This is a genomic window from Pseudoalteromonas sp. A25 (assembly GCF_009176705.1).
In the GTDB taxonomy this organism is placed as follows: domain Bacteria; phylum Pseudomonadota; class Gammaproteobacteria; order Enterobacterales; family Alteromonadaceae; genus Pseudoalteromonas.
This window is the reverse complement of record NZ_AP021846.1, coordinates 1,425,688-1,445,160: the sequence shown is the minus strand read 5'-3', so window position 1 is coordinate 1,445,160 and position 19,473 is coordinate 1,425,688. Positions and strand designations below refer to the sequence as shown.

At 40.9% G+C, this 19,473-nt stretch carries 3 protein-coding genes (1 of these 3 only partly in view); all 3 read right to left on the bottom strand.

The features are described from left to right. Tightly spaced (each overlapping or abutting the next), the 3 genes in view from GDK41_RS06335 to GDK41_RS06325 form a layout consistent with a single transcriptional unit that may run on beyond the window. Positions 1 to 6,320: the 5' portion of a non-ribosomal peptide synthetase gene (locus GDK41_RS06335; protein ID WP_152085614.1), read on the bottom strand. Its footprint begins 3,778 nt before the window's first position; the window shows 6,320 of its 10,098 coding nt (coding positions 1-6,320); its start codon is at positions 6,318 to 6,320; its stop codon lies beyond the left edge, outside the window. Beyond that, positions 6,320 to 13,045 carry a non-ribosomal peptide synthetase gene (locus GDK41_RS06330; protein ID WP_152085613.1) on the bottom strand — a complete coding sequence of 2,242 codons (6,726 nt, stop codon included), beginning with the start codon at positions 13,043 to 13,045 and terminating at the stop codon, positions 6,320 to 6,322. Before GDK41_RS06330 ends, GDK41_RS06335 begins: the two co-directional genes overlap by 1 nt. After that, positions 13,045 to 19,473: a non-ribosomal peptide synthetase gene (locus GDK41_RS06325; RefSeq protein ID WP_152085612.1), complete on the bottom strand. Its 6,429-nt coding sequence runs from the start codon at positions 19,471 to 19,473 to the stop codon at positions 13,045 to 13,047. Before GDK41_RS06325 ends, GDK41_RS06330 begins: the two co-directional genes overlap by 1 nt.

The window sequence follows — 19,473 nt, the reverse complement described above, 5'->3', positions numbered from 1 at the left end:
CTCTGAATAATATCGGAATCAGGGTTTGATGATGACATAATGTCTTTTGAGCTAGGTATTATGTAAGCAGCTAAATGCTTATCTGCTTCCCCTACAGAAACAGGAATTACTATTGCATCTTGTATACATCCACACTCCTTTAAAGCGCTTTCTACTTCACCGAGTTCTATCCTAAACCCACGAATTTTCACTTGGTCATCAATTCGCCCCAAAAAGGCTAAAGTTCCATCAGGTAACCACTTCACAAGGTCGCCAGTTCTATACAATCGTTCACTGCTGCTAGTAAAATTACTATCATAAAATGGGTTTTCTACAAACTTTTCTTTCGTTAAATTCTCGTTGTTTAAATACCCTCTAGCCAATCCTACACCACCAATTAATAGCTCCCCTGCAACCCCTATAGGAGCTAACAAACCATTTTTGTTTGTTACATAAAGCGCGTAGTTATCAATTGCACTGCCTATCGAATTTCGCTCATCAACTATCGTAGAAAATGCAGCATCTACTGTGCATTCTGTTGGTCCATAAGTATTCACTAGCTTTGGTAACTCAACGTCCCTCTCGAACCATAAAGCGAGTGCCGAATTACTAACTTGTTCGCCACCAATACTAATATGACGAATACAAGGAGGAGGATTAACACCCGTTTCTTTAGCAAGCTCATGCCAAAATGCTGTTGGCAGATCTAGTACGGTAATATTGTAGTCACTGCACAGCTGCCAAAAGTTTTCTGGGGAGGATAGCCATGAATCTGTACGTAACACGAGTTGACTACCACTTGATAAAGCACCGAATATATCTTCTATAGACATATCAAAGTTAATCGTTGCAAACTGCAAAAATCGGTCTTCAGCTTTGAGGCTATAGTTCTTTTGAATTAGCGTTGCCAAGTTAACTAAACTACGATGCTCTACCATTACCCCTTTCGGGTTACCAGTAGAGCCAGATGTATAAATAACATAAGCCAAATGACTAGGTAGTAGCCCAATGTCAGAAGGTAAGATATCTTCTTTAGGAAGCTGCGAAAGCTGCTCGATAATATGACGTTCATCCAAGCATACAGTGTTTGCAAAAGATTGTGATATTTGACTTAGAATTGCTTCCGACGTCAAAACAGTGTCAAGATTAGCGTCTTGAATAATATACTGCAAACGGGACTCAGGGAGCGCGGGGTCTAGCGGGATGTATGCGCCTCCCGCTTTTAAAATACCCATAATAGATATGATCATGTCCAAAGAACGATCCAAACAGATCCCCACCATGGTATCGGGGCGAACCCCATGATTTTGAATAAGGTAATGCGCCAACTGGTTGGCGTGAGCATTAAGCTGCTCATATGAAAGCTGCTTTTCGTCAATAATTAACGATACACCATTGGGGTTTCTGCTTACTTGCTGTTCGAATAACTGCTGAATACAAAGCTCTGCAGGATACTCCGAGTCAGTGTTATTCCAGTCTACGATTAATTTATTTTTCTCAACATCCGATAGAATGCAAATCTTATCAGCCGCTTGCTCTGGCGATAATTCCAACGCGCAAACTAAATTTTCAAGCGCTGCTTGCATGTAACTGATTATACGTTCAGCACTAATTGACGCGTCTACTTGCGCTTCTAACTCAAATTCAGTGCCCAAATCATCAACTGACATATCAAAAGGGTAATTCGTCCACTCTTGACCACCTAAGTATTCAACACACTCTGGTATTGCCTTTTGCTCTGCGGCTCCCTCATTTGCAGTATGGCGGTAGTTCAGTAGTGCACTAAACAATGGGGTACCACCGGGTAAACCACTACACTTTTGCGCTTCTGCTAATGAGGTTTGCTCATACGGTAACAACGATACTAAACGCTCTTGTACCTGCTCAACTAGCTCTAGCGCCGTGACTCCCTGTAGTTTTACTCTAAAAGGCAATGTGTTGATAAACACACCCAGCATGCTCTCTGCACCCATCGTTCCTTGCAAGCGCCCTGACACAACGGTCCCAAAAACAACATCATCTCGTCCACTACAACCGCTTATCAACAATGACCACGCTGCATGAAATATCGCCGCGGGGCTCACGGCTAAACGCTTTGCCACCTCTCGTAGCTTGCTGCTCAATGCTGGGCGAACCTGAGCTCGTAATTCTACTATTTGGCTACCATCTCCTTGTACATCTAATAAATTAAATGGTGCCGTTGGTTCCTCAACATCCCCTAAAAGTGACTCAAAGTAAGCGTGTGCATCATTATTTTTTTCTTGATGTAATGCATGTGCAACAAACCCTCTAAACGCTTTGGAAGGCAACAGTGTATCTGCCTTCCCCTGCATGTAAGCCGCTATCTCGCTTTGAATTATTTCTAGACCTACGTGATCTGAAATAATGTGATGATATTGTAATAACACAATGAACGCGTCATCATCCATCGCAGCAACTTGCAACTGTATTAATGGACCTTGTGATAAGTCCATGCTTTGTGATTCTGGGGCACTTTTTGCTGACATGATATCCATCACATCCATGCCTGCCTCTACTGCCACCTCTTCAATACGTAGCACTGCTTCTTTGTAGACAACTTGCACTGGAGTGGGCAAGCCTTCCCACAATATCGCTGTACGTAGTACATCATGACGGCCTATCACAAACTCTAGTGCAGCCTTAAATGACGCTAAGTTCGTTTTTCCGTTTACTTTAAATAGCGCAGGCAAAACATAAGGGTCTCCTTGCTCACTCATCATATGATGAAAGAGGATTCCTTTTTGCAGTGGCCCCAGTGGATATATATCCTGGATATTTCCCGCACCACCTGGCACTTGATTGACAATATACTCTAGCGATTGCTCATCTAAGTCCACTAAAGGCAACATCTCTGGGGTGATATGCTCACAGTTCTCGGGGATTTCATTAGCTGGTACCTTAAACGTCTCTGCTACAACTGAAGCATCTATGGCTGCCGCAACATCCGACAATGTCTTTGCCGAAAACAGCACTTTGGCAGAAATGGACTTCCCTATCTCTTGTAACCGCGCAATCACTTGGATCACTAACAGTGAGTGGCCCCCTAAAGCAAAAAAGTTATCCTTTACACCAACTTGCTCTATGCCTAATACATCTTGCCAAATGGCACAAAGTAACCGCTCTGTCTCGGTACTCGGAGCTACATAACTTTCCTGTTGCTGGCTAAAATCAGGCGCAGGTAAAGCCTTTCTGTCCACCTTGCCATTGGGTGTCAACGGTAAGCTTTCCATTACAACAAATGCCGATGGCACCATATAGTCAGGCAAAACCGCCTCAACATGTTGCCTCAACTGTGTCACAACCTTGTCTTTATCGGATATCTCAGCCGCTGCTTCTTCAACGACATAAGCCACTAGTTGTTGCTCATGTTGCCCGTTATCCGAACGCGCTATGACCACTACATCGCGCACATTTTCTAGTCCCCCAATCGTATGCTCGATTTCTCCGAGCTCAATTCGAAAACCACGTAATTTGACTTGGTGATCTAAACGACCAAGAAAAACCAAGTTGCCATCAGGTAACCAACGGACTAAGTCACCCGTTTTGTATAAGCGTTGACTGCTGCCTGCTATATTTTCATCATAAAATGGATTTTCTATGAACCGCTCTGCGGTCAATTCATCTCGATTCAAATACCCACGGGCCAAGCCAACACCACCAATGTATAACTCGCCAGGCGCGCCGATAGGCACTGGTGATAATTGTGAGTTTAATACATATAACTGGGTGTTATGTATTGGCTTTCCTATTGGAATAGAGGATTGGTTTGTTTTTACATCTTGAATGTCACGAACAAAATAGGTTGAGCAACCCACTACGGTTTCTGTTGGCCCGTATTCATTAATAAAGGTAGCAGCGGGTAAATAAGTCTGTTTCCATTGGAAAAGATTGTGACTTTTCAGCTGCTCGCCACCTAACACGATACGGTGGTTAATATCATTGAATTTACTTTCCTTTGAGAGTAGGGCCAACCCCTCTAAGTGTGACGGCGTCAATTTAAATAATGCAGGACTGCTTAACTGTTGAAGCAACACAGCAAGCTGCTCTAGTTCTTCCCCATTATCTTCTAATAGCTGTACTTGACAGCCATTGATAAGAGGGGATAAAAGACTTGTTACAGTTGCATCAAAAGCTAACGGAGAACTAACGATTGCTGTTTTCACATCTGCAAAGTAATGCGACACAGCATAGTTAACATAGTTTATTAACCCTCGATGGATAACTTCTACGCCTTTAGGGTTACCAGTAGAGCCAGAGGTATAGATAATATACGCTAGATCTGAAGACGTTAGCCCCAATGAAATAACAGGCAAATTCGTTATACTGCGATTATCAAGGGCCTCATACACGACATCATCATCTAAACACAGAACATTCGCTGCTGATATTGAAGTGTTCAATAGCACACTGCGTTGAGTTAATATCGTGCTCAGTTGCGCATCTTCAATCATATAACGCAACCTAGTCTCTGGATAATGAGGATCCAACGGCACATAAACCCCACCAGCTTTCATAGTTGCTAATATAGCGATCACCATATCAACCGAACGTTCTAAGCAAATACCGACTAAGCTACCGGGTTTCACACCTTCTTTTATCAAATAGTGTGCTAATTGATTTGCTCGGCTGTTCAACTGCACATAACTCAACTGGTTACCACCACAAACAACTGCAGTGGCTTCACCATTCTTTTCAACTTGGGCTTCAAATAACTCATGCATACATTGTGCTGCAGGGAGGGAGACTTGGGTATCATTCCAATGAGCCAACAGGTACGAACGTTCTGTCGCCGATAAAACTTCTAGGCTCTGAACAGGCAATTCAGGGGCTGCCAACACCGATGATAGCAACACATTAAAGTAAGACGCCATGCGCGCTATCGTATCTTCGTTGAATATAGCTGTATTATATTGCCAATCTAAAGATAATCCTTGATCTGTTTCAATCACATTTAAGGTTAATTCATATTTTGCCAAGACCTCTTGACGCTCGACTAAACTCAGCGCTAAATCTGGTAAATGCAGCTCCCCTTCTTCATTGTTTTGCAGTACTAACATCACTTGAAAGAGTGGGCTATGGCTCAAACTTCTCGTCGGCTTCAATCGCTCTACTATCTGTTCAAAAGGGACTTGCTGATGAGCATAAGCCGATAGCAGCATAGTTTTACTTTGTGTAATTAATCCTGAAAAGCTCGGGTTCAAAGACAAATCACTACGCAGCACGAGCGTATTAACAAAGAAACCTATAAGTCCTGCGACTTCTTCCTGCTCTCTGTTCGCAATTGGCGACCCCATAACAATATCTGTTTCATTACTATAACGAGACAACAACAAGGCGAATAAAGCTTGTAATCCCATAAACAATGTAGCACCTTGTTTTTGACACAGAGCATTTAATCTCTCAGTTTGTGCTTTATCAATGACACTGCAAACTCGACCCCCTTTAAAAGCTTGCTCTGCGGGACGTGGATTATCTAAAGGCAAACCATGAACTTCAGGGATGCCTGCCAATTGCTGTGCCCAATAATCTAACTGTTCATGCAACTCATCCCCTTTCAACCAGCTCCTTTGCCAGTGAGCGTAATCCGCATACTGAATGGCCAATGGCGGCATTGATGCTGTATCACCAGTAATGTGGGCATGGTATAGCTGACAAAATTCATTGATCAAAATTGCCATTGACCAACCATCTGAGGCAATATGGTGCATTGTCACTAAAAGTAGATGCGATTCCTCAGCTAGCCTAACAAGCTGTATACGAAGCATAATATCTTTGCTTAGATCAAAAGTGCGCTCAGCTTCATCTCGCAAAATCTCCTCAACTAACAATCTTTGTGCTTCGCCTGTAGTGTTCGAAATATCTTGGAGGGGAATATCCAGCTCTACATTTTCTTGAATCACTTGAAAAGGTCGCCCTTGCGCATTAGCGGTGAAGCAAGTTCGCAAGCTCTCATGCCGCATGATTATACGGTTAAAAGCATTCGTTAATGCAGCGATATCAATCTTCCCATCAAGCTTTAACGCGTTTGCTATGTTGTACTGTGCACTACTTCCTTCAATTTGATCCAACATCCATAGTCGTTGCTGAGCGTAAGAAAGTGCGATGTCACCAGATCGATCACATATTTCAAAATTAAGTGCCGCTGTTAGCGGCTGTTTTAATAACAATTTAACAATCTCAGGTTTTGACTTCTTAATTGATCCAATCAAATCGTTTGTGAGCTTGCTTTTATCACCTCGAATAATGAGGTTTTTATCATTATCTAAAGCAAGCTTTATATTAAGCTGCTCTAATATTGTTAATAATTCAAAAACCGTCATTATATTGTCATCTCCACTTCGTTTTCTAATATGTCATCATTTCGATTGAATTGAATATTTGCAATAATTTGGCTATCAGTTATTGAAGTAGCCATTGACGCAAGTGAGTCGAATTCAAAAAGCTGCTTAAGCGTGATATCTACTGACATTTCGCGATTGGTCTTCGTTATCAGCTGTGTGGCTAATAACGAGTGTCCACCTATTGCAAAGAAATTATCATTAATGCCAACTTGTTCAAGACCCAATACCTCCTGCCAGATTTGACACAATCGCGCCTCCGTCTTCGTGCGCGGTGCAACATATTCTCTTTGCTGGCTGCTAAGGTCTGGTGCCGGCAACGCTTGCCTATCAATTTTATCCGCCGCATTTAAAGGCATTTTATCAAGCCACATTACACTCGCTGGGATCATGTACTCAGGTAACTTTTGTATTAGTGCTTCTCGTATTGCCGAGTAATCTAACCTCGTGTTAAGTTGACTCACTAAATACGCCGCCAGCATATTCTCTCCATGCCGATCTTTACTCACGATAACAGCAACATCACCGACTCCTTCTAGGGATGACAGAGCGGCTTCTACTTCCCCCAGCTCGACTCTAAATCCACGTACTTTAACCTGATTGTCGATACGACCTAACAACACCAAGTTACCATCTGGTAACCAGTATCCGAGATCCCCCGTTCGATAAATATATTCTCCATGAACACTAAACTGGCCAACATAGGGGTTATCAACAAAGACCTCACCCGTTCTCTCTGGATTTTGATAGTAACCAGGTCCAACACCAACACCAGAAACACAAATTTCTCCGGGCACCCCGATCGGCTGTAACTCCAAATCTTGGCTTAAAACATACAAAGTTAAATTCGGTAATGGTTTACCAATTGGTACCGAATTAACTGAACTGGGTAAAGGGCTATCAATAATATGATAGGCAATGTCATCAGAGGCTTCACTGGGTCCAAAGCCATTCATAATTGGAATGTTCGGATATAAATCAAGCCACGTGTTAACGAGACCAACAGGTGTTGCTTCTGCAATAGTCATAAGCCAACGTAAACTCGGTAATGTTCGCTCTTCTTGTGGTAATGTTGAAACGTATTCAAGTAACAATTGCAATACGACTGGCGCAGTTTGAATTAGGTGGACATCATGTTGTTGAATGAGTGAAATCAAAGATGGCATGTCCATCATATCATCCAATATTACTGTCTTACCGCCTGAAATTACTGGCGCTAAAAATTGCCACACCGATACATCTGATGAAGATGCTGCGCTTTGTAAAAAATTACTCGCTTGCAAATTATGACCCGATACAGAATGGCAGTCTTGATGCATAAAACCAAGAACATCAAACTCTGCATCAATGTGATTCAGCGCACCGGCGTGATGAACGAGTGCCCCTTTCGGTTTTCCTGTTGAGCCTGAAGTGTAAATCATATAGGCAATATCATTACCATTATTAATGGCCTCAGGATTAGTGCAGGGAAATGTCGCAAGGCTCTTTTCTAATTCAGGCTTTAGAGGACTTTCTAAATCATCAAAAATAGTATCAAGGCAAAAACATTCCCGCGCTGTTGTTAGTGAGTTCACTAAAGCGCTTTCAGTTAATATACATTTTGCATTTGCATTTTCGAGCATGTAATCAATGCGCTTTTGCGGATTCGTAGGGTCAATCGGTACATACGCCCCCCCTGCTTTCATAATTGCCAAAATACCTATTAAAAACTCAGGTGAACGCTTGGCATAAATCGCAACAAGGTCATTCGCTTTTATACCCAACTGTCTCAAGTAGTGGGCCAATTGGTTCGCTTTTATGTTCAGTGTTGCATAAGAGAGCACTCTTTGCTGGTGAACAACTGCAACTGCATCAGGGGTGGCAGCAACTTGCGCTTCGAAACGTTGATGAATGGTTTTGGCGCCTTGATAATCAGTCGTTGGGGAGTTGAATGTTGATAATAACTTAGCTGTCTCTTGCTCTCCCATTAACGTATACAAAGATATTCCTTTGTCTGTTTCATTCAACATACAATCAAAAATATTACCTAAATAACGGATAACACTTGCTCGAATATCACAACCAAACGCCAATGTATCTAGCTTAATACTGAGGTTAAATAGCCCAGATAGAGGGTCTTTAGCATAATCAATATCAAGCAAATAGTTTGTTTGATCAAATGTTTCAGAATCAACAACATCAAAATCACTAGTAACTTTGTCTAACACATGAAAGTCAGTAAAATTAAAGAGTGAAGCTGAAAAATCACAGCCTGATTCGCGTTGGATTTCTACTAATGGAAAACAACGATACTCCAAAATTTCGAGCAACTCTTGCTCTACACTTGTAATTAGGTTTTGCCAACAATTCACTCCATGCTCTAAACTCATGACCATTCTAAAAGGTAAAGAATTTAAAAACAGTCCTAGCGTTTTGTCACTGTTAAGTGCTTCGGGTCTACCATGGACAACAACGGAAGATGTCACATCATTTTCACCGCCCAGTATACGCATTAGAATCATGTGGGCACATAGAAATACGCTTTTTTCTTGAACACCAAGTTGCTTTGCCAATAACGTAATTGCGCTACTTCGCTGGTGACCTAACTTAAACTCTAAGGTTTCGACTTTTCCTCTTTGGGTTGTATTCCACCATGGAAGCTTTACATTATGTAATTTAGTTTTCCAAAATTCGTTCGCTTTCTTAGATTTTAATGCTTTTTGCTCTGCTGCGATAAAATTTGCAAAAGGTAAAGGTACATCGCTCTGTGGCAGGCTATTACCTGAGAGTAATTGGTGATACCGTGAGAACAACTCAGCCCCTAATGTAGAGACACTCCACCCATCCCATAGTGCATGATGACAAACAAGTGTAAAATTAATTTCATTCTCAGCCAAAACATGCACAGTCATGTTCCATAATGGCAGAGTGAAGTCAAATGAAGCGGTTCGTTCTGCTTGTGACCAACTCTTAATTTCGTTGCGTTGCTCTTTCGCTGCAAGGTGAGTCAAGTCATAGACGTTTAATATTAGTGGCAATGATTTATACACGACTTGTAAAGGACGAGTATGATGTATTTGAAATACAGTTCTAAAAGAGCTGTGTTCTTTCACTAAGCTTTCTAGTGCTTTTCTAAAATGATTTTCATTCCACTGAAGTTTCATGTGAAAGCCCATTACATCATGATAAGTCCCAGCCTCTTGTTCTTTTAAGTTGTGAAAGATCATACCTTGTTGTAGTGTGCTTAGAGGATATACATCTTCAATATTTTCATCCGTGAACATTGCCTTTTCACTTTCATTGATTAATGAAAATGCTGGGATGTGATCCGTTGTATTTCTCTCAGCTACGCACTTTTCAACTTTAGCAGCCAGTTTTTTAATCGTAGGTGCGATAAATAAGTCACTGACTGAAAAAGACAAACCTACAGATCGACTTTTGGCTATCACAGACAAGGCTCTAATTGAATCACCGCCAACATTGAAGAAGTTATCATTAACGCCCACTTTTTCTAGAGATAAAACTTCTTGCCAGATATTGCACAACTCTGTCTCTATCGCCGTATTTGGTGGCGTATACCCTTCTAAGCTGATACCCATGCTAGGTTTGGGTAATGCTTTTCTATTTATTTTTCCACTTGGTGTTGTTGGCCATTCATTAATCACAACAAAGTGGGTTGGTATCATGTAATCAGGCAAGCTTTGTTGCAATACTTCCCTTAACTGTATCGCCAATTTTTGCTCATCAGTCTTGTCATCTTGTGGCTCAACATAAGCGACTAAAACCTTTTGCTCATTATCATCTGTCTGCAGCATGGTCAAACACGTACTCACATTTTCACATGTAATAAGCTGCTGCTCTATTTCACCAAGCTCAATTCGAAAACCTCTGACCTTAACTTGATCATCAATACGGCCGAGGAATTCTAACTCGCCATCTTTGTTATATTTTGCAATATCTCCAGTTCGATAAAGACGCTCAGATTCAATAAATGGACTCTCGATAAACCGTTCTTTGGTTAACTGTTCTTGATTAAGGTAACCCCTTGCTAAACCTGCACCACCGACATAAATCTCGCCGGCAGACCCCAATGGAGCAAGGCTTTGATCAGGGTTTAATAGATAAATTCTTTGATCTGGCAGACTGTGTCCGATAAGAGAGCGAGACTGATTGTCTTTTTTCAACTCTTTATAAGTTACATGGACCGTTGTTTCTGTAATACCATACATATTAATTAATTGTGGCTTGCTATCGCCATATCGCTCCCACCAAGGCATTAAACTTTCAACCTGTAGAGCCTCCCCGCCAAATACAACCTTTCGTAATGACGGCAGCTGAGCATCACATTGTAACGCAGCTTTTATGAAGCTATTAAAAGCACTCGGGGTTTGATTTAAAATAGAGACTTCATGCTGCTGACACAACGCTAAGAATGCCTCAGGATCTCGCGTACAGTTATAACTAGGAATAACTAGCTTTGCACCATACACTAAAGCCCCCCATAACTCCCAAACACTAAAGTCAAAGGCGATTGAATGGAATAAAGTCCACACATCTTTTTCATTAAATTGAAAATTCTGTTGCGTGGTTAAAAACAGCCGAGCGACATTTTCATGTACTTGCAACACCCCCTTTGGCTGCCCTGTCGAACCTGAAGTATAAATCACATATGCAAGGCTCTTTAGATCTTGCTCTCTTAATGGTTCTAAATTTGTAACCTGCAGCCTTTCTATCTCTGACTCTGTGGCTGAGTCATTTAAAGTTACAACATCTATTTCGCTGCCTAAACTTAAGTTATCGCCTAGCGCTGAACACGTGATCAAATACTTTAAACCACTATCAGCAATCATATATTGCAAGCGCGCGATTGGATAATTTGGATCTAATGGTACATAAGCACCGCCAGCCTTTAAAATTGCGAGCACCGCCAAAGGGATATCAACAGAACGCTCAAGGTAGACACCGACTAAAGTTTCATGGCTAACGCCTTTCTCTCGCAAAAAGTAAGCTAGCTGATTGGCTTTTTCATTAAGTGATTTATAACTAAGCGACTGGTTTTGATACACTACAGCGATATTTTCGGGTTTTAGTTCAACTTGCTCTTCAAAGTATTTGTGCAACAATTTGTCATTATTGTAGTCACAATCAACTTCATTTAACTCATTGACTAAATAACTTGCTTCACGTGCAGATAGCATAGACAAATCAGCCAGCTTGGCTGTTGGATCAGCTAATATAGAAGTTAGTAAGTTCGTAAAGTGTCGACTCAGCTTTTCGACTGTATCTCGGTTAAATAACGCGACATCAAAGTTCCAAAATAAATCAATACCCTTTTCATGCTCTTCAACAACTAAGTTTAAATCAAATATTGCATTGACTTTATTTGACTCAAGAGGCTTAAAAGTCACATTATCTAGAGCAAACTCTGCGTTTCCATTGGTATCCATAGAAAACATGATTTGCACTAGCGGGTTGTACTGCAGATTTCTAGGTATATTTAGCCTGTCTACGACTTGCCCAAAGGGCAAATCTTGATTCTCCTGCGCCTCTAAGTTTATCGCTTTAATATGTTCTAAGTAGCCACTAAAACTATCACTTTGACTTGTGTCACTATATAAAGCGATTGTATTAGCAAAAAATCCAACTATGTTTTCGAGCTCGCTTTGTGGGCGGTTAACTATAGGTGTGCCAATAACAATTTTGCTTTCACCACTGTGACGAGACAGTAGTAAAGAAAAGACCGCATGAAGGAGCATAAAAGGAGTTACTTCATGGGCTATCGCCAGCTGGTTTATTTGCACCGACTGCAATGACGTTAATGAACTTACAACTTTATCAGCGACTCGTTGAGGCTGCGCAGGGCGATCATAATCTAGTGGCAAACTATGAAGCACAGGTGCACTTGATAACTGTTCAGCCCAGTAATCAGTCTGCTCTTTTAAAACATTACCTTGGAAATACTGACGTTGCCATAAAGTATAATCTGCATACTGAAAATTCACTGGCAATAATGGCGTCGAGTTATCATTGAGGTATGATCGATATAACTGACTAAACTCGTTAATGATAATTCTACTAGACCAACCATCTGAAGCAATATGGTGCATATTAAACATCAAAATACCATGGCGATCTTCCAATTGCAGCCAACTTGCTCTTAACATCAAATCATTACGAAGGTCGAAAGGTCGTAAAGCATCTTCATCTAGAAGCTTTGCTATCTTTTCACTTTTGTCTTTACCTGATAACTGGACTAAGTCCTCAATTGCTAGTGAAAAGCCATCCCCGCTACCAATAACCTGAATCGGGCCCTCTTCAGATGTCTGATAATTAGTTCGCAAAATTTCATGACGGATAATGATCTCTTGCAATGCACACTCTGCAATTGAAAGCTCAAAATCACCATGCACATCAAAGGCAACTGACATGTTGTAATTTGATGAATCTCCTTCTTGGAGCTCATCAATAAACCACATGCGTTGTTGAGAAAAAGATAATGGTAATACGGAGTCACAATGCTCCCGTTTTTCTATTTTTGGATAAGACTCTTTTTTTACTGCTTTAGATTGCTGGCTAAGAAACGCTATAAGCTCCAATTTTCGATTTAAGATTTCTGCTTTTAGGTCTTCTGGGAATTTACCTACAGAAAGTTGAAATTTCAATTGCTGATCTTCAACAAAAAGAAAAACACCTGCATCAACTGCTTTTTTTATTAGATTGGAAATCATTATAATGTTCCTTCAAATGTAATTACTGCTTTACTTGCCTGTAGCTGCATGGATTCAAATGCTTTAATGTCGTCAATTTTCTGAGCCAGTTGACAAATAGAGGTGTAGCTAAAAATATCTTTTATTGTTAGCTCAACAGCAAGTTTATCTTTTATGTCAGCTATCAGCTTTATCGCTAATACCGAGTGACCACCCAACTCAAAGAAATTTGCAGTCACGCTAATTTTCTCGTTTTTGAGATTTAACCGATTAGCCCAAATTGCCTCTAGCATTTTCTCTGATTCTGTTTCGGCAGGCACATATTCGGCATCAGAGTGAAACGTATCAAACTTAGGTAGAGCCTTACGATCTATTTTATCTGCCGCATTTAATGGCATTTTTTCCAAAAAGACAAAGTGGCTCGGTATCATGTATTCAGGTAACATCTTAGTTAGCTGAGTACGTAAACTATCCACTGATAGCTTATTCTCTTCCTTGGCAACAATATATGCAACTAACATTGCTTCATCTAACTGGTTTTTCGAAACAATGACCGCAGTATCCCCCACCCATGTTAGCTTAGACAAAGCGGCCTCAATTTCGCCAAGTTCTACTCGAAACCCACGTATCTTAACCTGATTGTCAATGCGACCTAAGAATGCCAAGTTTCCATCAGGTAACCAACGTCCTAGATCTCCCGTTCGATATAATCGAGCGCCATGACCCATTTCTTTTGCATAAGGGTTAGGGACAAAACTAGAAACTGTCTTCTGATCATTATTCCAATATCCAGGACCTACACCCACCCCCGCTACACATATCTCACCTACACTTCCTTCTGGTTGTAACTGCAAATCAGGACCAAGTACATATAAGCTCAAATTCGGCAGAGGACGGCCTATAGGCACGCTTAACATTGTCTCTGGTAAGGGAGTTCGGATAGTAAATTCGCTAATATCATCCGATGCCTCACTCGGCCCATATCCATTCATTATTGGAATATCGGGATAAAGACGTAACCAATCATTCACCAACTTGACTGGCACGGCTTCTGCGATGCTCATGACCCACCTTAATGGCAACGCCCTTGAATCACTTGGAAGCTCACTGACATAGTTAACCAACAGCTGCAATACCACAGGTGCGGTTTCAATTAAATGTACATCATGATCTTGCACTAAATTGACCAAACTTACCATATCCGTCATTTCATCCAATATCACAGTTTTGCCACCCGACAATACTGGCGCTAGAAACTGCCATACAGATACATCCGAAGATGATGCCGCACTTTGCAAAAAATTCGACGGCACCAAGGTCATGTCCTCATTCATAAACCCAAGCACATCAAACTCTGCGTCAATATGATTCATGGCACCCGCATGATGCACTAATGCCCCTTTTGGTAGTCCAGTTGAACCCGATGTGTAAATCATATACGCATAGTCATCTCCTTTTGTATGGTGAATTGGGTTTGCTGTTGACCACTTATCAAATTTTTGATCTAAATCGTCTAAATACACCACTTCAATATCAGAGCTAACGCTTATCTCTTGGATCTGTTTGTGGTCACTGAGCAACACACTCAACTGAGCATTCGCAATCATTCCTTCGATACGCTCTCGAGGACTTATTGGATCTAAAGGCACATATGCTCCGCCCGCTTTCATTATAGCTAACATGCCCACCAAAAACATTGGTGAACGCGGTGCATAAATTCCTACTAAATGGCTGACACCAATACCACGAGAGCGTAGATAGTGAGCAAGCCTATTCGCTTGGTGATTCAACTGCGTGTAACTGATCTCTTGATCATGATGAATAACCGCAGTGTCTGATGGTGTACGCATTACCTGTGCTTCAAACCGCTCATGAATACAGACAGGCTCAGGGTAAGCTCTTTGCGGTCCTAAACTTTGCTGCAACATTTTCTGACGCTCAGAGGCACTGAGTAAATTAGCATGAAAGATGTTTTTGTCCGGTTCACGCACGAGCGCTCCAAGCAATGCGTGAAAATGTGTCGCCATTCTGCTGATAGTGCTCGCTTTAAAAAGTGCTGTGTCGTATTCCCACTCTAGTTCTAATCCCTTTTCCGTTTCTTTAACATTTAAAGTCAAATCATACTGCGCAACCTGTCCTACTTGTTTCACTGGGCTCAACGTCAAGTTTGGTAAATTTAATTGTCCGTGTTCATTGTTTTGCAATACCAGCATAACTTGAAATAGTGGGCTGTAGCTGAAACTACGACTTGGTTGTAGTCGCTCAACTACTTGTTCAAAAGGAACTTGTTGATGCTCATATGCAGATAATAGCGTTGCTTTTGACCGAACTAAAAGATCCCTGAAGCTAGGATTTCCAGATAAGTCATTGCGCAGCACCAACGTATTGACAAAGAACCCTATTAGTCCAGCAACTTCAGCTTGCTCTCTATTTGCTATTGGCGACCCTATAACAATATCAGTTTCGCTGCTGTATCTTGCCAATAAAGTAGAAAATACTGCCATTAACCCCATAAATAGCGTTGATTCTTGCTCCTGACACAAAGCCTTGAGTTGCAAACGCTCTTTTTGCGGTATATTGCTAAAATAACTCGCCCCCGAGAACTGCTGGGTTGTAGGTCTTGGAAAGTCTAAAGGCAAACTATGTACTGCAGGTAAATCCGTTAGTTGATCTGCCCAGTAGCTAAGCTGCTCCTCCAGAACATCTCCCTTTAACCAATGTCGTTGCCACTGCGCATAGTCAGAATATTGGATATCTAACGGCTTTAATGGGTTCTCCTGATTTCGAACAAAAGCACTATAAAGAGCACTAAATTCATTAAGTAAAATACCCATTGACCAGCCATCTGATGCAATATGATGCATAGTCACTTGAATAATATGCTCTTCAGAGTCTAATTTTAGCAGCTGGACACGTAGCATTAGATCGTGGGCTAAATCAAATTCCTTTTTAGCCTCTTCTGTCACAATACGCTTGATATAACTGTGTTGCTCTAAATCTTCGATATGTGTTAAGTCATGCAGCATGATATCAAGGTGTCTGGGAGCTTGAATCACCTGTACAAGCTGTTCCTTCACATCTAGGCTAAAGCGAGTTCTCAGACTTTCATGACGCATTAGTATTGTTTGAAAGGCCCAATTAACACCTTCAACATTCAATAGTCCTGTCACCGAGAGTGTACCTGACATATTGTAATGTGAACTTCCTCCATCAATTTTATCAAGCAACCACAATCTCTGTTGAGCATAAGATGGTAACAAATTTTCCTTCTTTAAGGCTTTAACAACCACTGGCCTCTCACGACTAGATTGCAATGAGTCGACAAGCTTAGCCTGTTCAGATAATGTCGAATGTGAAAAAAAGGCATTGAGTGACATTCTAACGCTGTTTTCTCTTTCTAACTGAGCGATGACTTTTGTCGCCAGCAGTGAATGTCCCCCTAAGCTGAAAAAACTATCATTAACCCCAACGCGCTCAACAGCCAAAACAGAGCACCATATTTCCCCAAGTAATATTTCGGTCTTTGTTCGAGGAGCAATATACTCTGTCTGTACCTGTGACATATTAAGTGCAGGTAAAGCTTTTCTGTCAACTTTACCATTTTCTGTTAAGGGCAAATCGGTTAGTGTAACGAATGCTGACGGGATCATGTAATCTGGAATTAATTGGCTTAACTTTCCCTTTAAATACGCAGGAATATCGTTTTCTCGACAATCTGAATGCAAAACAATATATGCAACTAATTGCTTATCTAAAGCACAATCACCCTGAACGACCACGACTGCATTTTTAACGTCTTTAATTTCCAACAAGGTGCTCTCGACTTCACCTAATTCAATTCGAAAACCTCTTATTTTAACTTGATGATCCAGTCGACCAAGATAAACAAGGTTTCCATCTTCCAACCATCTAACTAAGTCTCCCGTTTTATACAATCGAGGGCTGGCATTTGGTTCATCAATTAAAAATGGATTGGTAATATACCTATCTTTAGTTAAATGCTCTTTGTGAAGATAACCTCTTGTAATACCAGCACCACCGATATACAACTCCCCTGGCGTTCCCTTTGGTACCGGCATCCGTCTATTGTTTAGAACATACACTTGGCTTCCATTGATAGGCTTTCCGATGCTATTACTACCGTTAGGTTTTCGTAATGTATAAGTTGAGTAAGTTGTGTCTTCTGAAGGGCCATACAAGTCATAGACCTTGCCCACTCCGCGTTCATACAGTTGTTCAACAGTATGCTGTTTGAGTAACTCCCCTGCCAAATTTACGGTTGTAACTCCGCTAGGAAGCTCACCAATCTCAAGTAAATTTTCTATCGCTGAAGGAACCGTGTTAATTAGTGTTATTTCATCTGAGAAGTGCTCAGAGTTAATAGACAGGATATTTTCAGCGATGAGCGTGCTTCCACCACTCGTTATGGGCACAAATAACTCAAATATTGATAAATCAAAACATATCGATGTTGAAGACAAAACACAATTTAAACTGCTTGGCGCATAAACTGAATGGGCCCATTGTATAAATGAGGTGGTATTTCGGTGTTCAACAACAACCCCTTTCGGTTCACCTGTTGAACCAGATGTGTAAATCACGTAAGCAGTATGGCTTGATTTAACGCCGCCCTCTTCAATGGGAATATTTGTGTCCGGCTGCAATTCTAATTGCTTAACAATTTCCAGATCATCAATGCACAAGCCAATATTGCTCATTGCCGCAACGCGATTCTTCAAGCTCTGTTCTGTCAGTACTGTTTGAATCTTCGCATCATTGATAATATATGTGGTTCTAGCCTGTGGATATGATGGATCTAGTGGTACATACGCCGCACCAGCTTTCAATACACCCAGCATGGCAGCGAGCATATCTATTGAGCGAGTTAAATAAATACCAACTAGGGTCTCACAACCAATATTTTGATGCGCACGAAGGTAATGAGCGATTTGATTGGCCCTTTTATTTAAAGAGTCGTAAGTTAATCTGTCACGACCATATATAACGGCATCACGCTTAGGTGTAATGTTGACCTGTTTTTCAAAGAGCTGATGAACACATTCGCCCTTATCAAGAAAGCTCTGGCTACTTTCCCCCATCTTCAACAACAACTTTTTTTCATTTACAGATATTGGCGATATTTCTTTAATTCGCATATCAGGGTTAGCTAGAACACAGGAAAATAGCACGCCAAAATGTTCTTCCATTGCTTCAATTTGCGCCTTCGAAAAATATGCTAGGTTGTAATCTAGCTGCATTTCGACAACATCTCGCTCACCATCCCATATTGTTACTGAAAGTGGGTTTTTTTGATGGTTATGGCTAACATAAACCACTTCAGCTTCGGAACTAGCAAAATGTAAATCACTGTAGTCAATTTTTAGATAGTTAAACATAATCTCATACAGAGGGCTTATACCACCAGAAGAGGCATTGTCTTTAACTATGTGACTAAGTGGATATCGCTGATGCCTAAAGTTTGATTTGGATATTTTTGATATAGCAATTACCAACTCACTAAACGTCGAATTCGTATCTATATCTATAAATAGTGGACTGATACTTGTGCAAGAACCTAGAAAGGACTTTTCTTTGTGATTTCTTCTATTATGAACTGGCAGACCAAAACAAAGTTTTTCTAAATTATATAGGGACGAAAAATAAACCGATAGCACGCCCAAAAATACGTGAGTAATACTGACATTAATACGTTCAGAAATCCCCTGTAGCGACTTGAATGTCTGTCTTGACAGATCAATAGTATGCCGCACACTCGGTGTAACTGACGGGCCTTGATCACCCAGAGAATTATATGGCATAAGAAAGTTATGATAATCGGGGTCAAAAGCTTTCTCCCAATATAGCTGGTCTTTTATATATCCCTTGCTTTGTAAATAGTCGTGACTGCTTTGAACCAATTGTTGTAACACACTGGATGTACAGTCTTCATTGTTACTCTCTGTATTTTCAGACGCGTTGTAATACTCTGCTAATTGATAAGCCCAATTTGAAAAGCCCCACCCATCCATAGCTAAGTGATGGGCAAAACCTACATACCAATAAATATCACCTTCAACTTTCAACAGCCATGCCTTACACATTTGCGCTTCCATATACTGCACAGGGGTTTCAAACAGATCTTGAACCCACTTTGCGGCATCTTGCTTCGCCGTCTCTGAAGTGGAAAAGTCCACTAATGGTAAGGAGGAGTTTTTATCATTATCTAGATATTGGAAGCTTCCTGTCGTGTCACTACCTATTCGTATTCCAAAGCAAGCCTGATTTTCAACAAGCCTCCTATGCGCATCCACCATCCTCATAACATCAATATGGCGGCATATAATATATCCACCAATATTGTATATAGGTGAGTTTTCGTGGTGAAGTTGATCTAAATAGATATCCTGTTGTGAAAGTGACAATCGAAACTTATTAATATTATTTGTCAT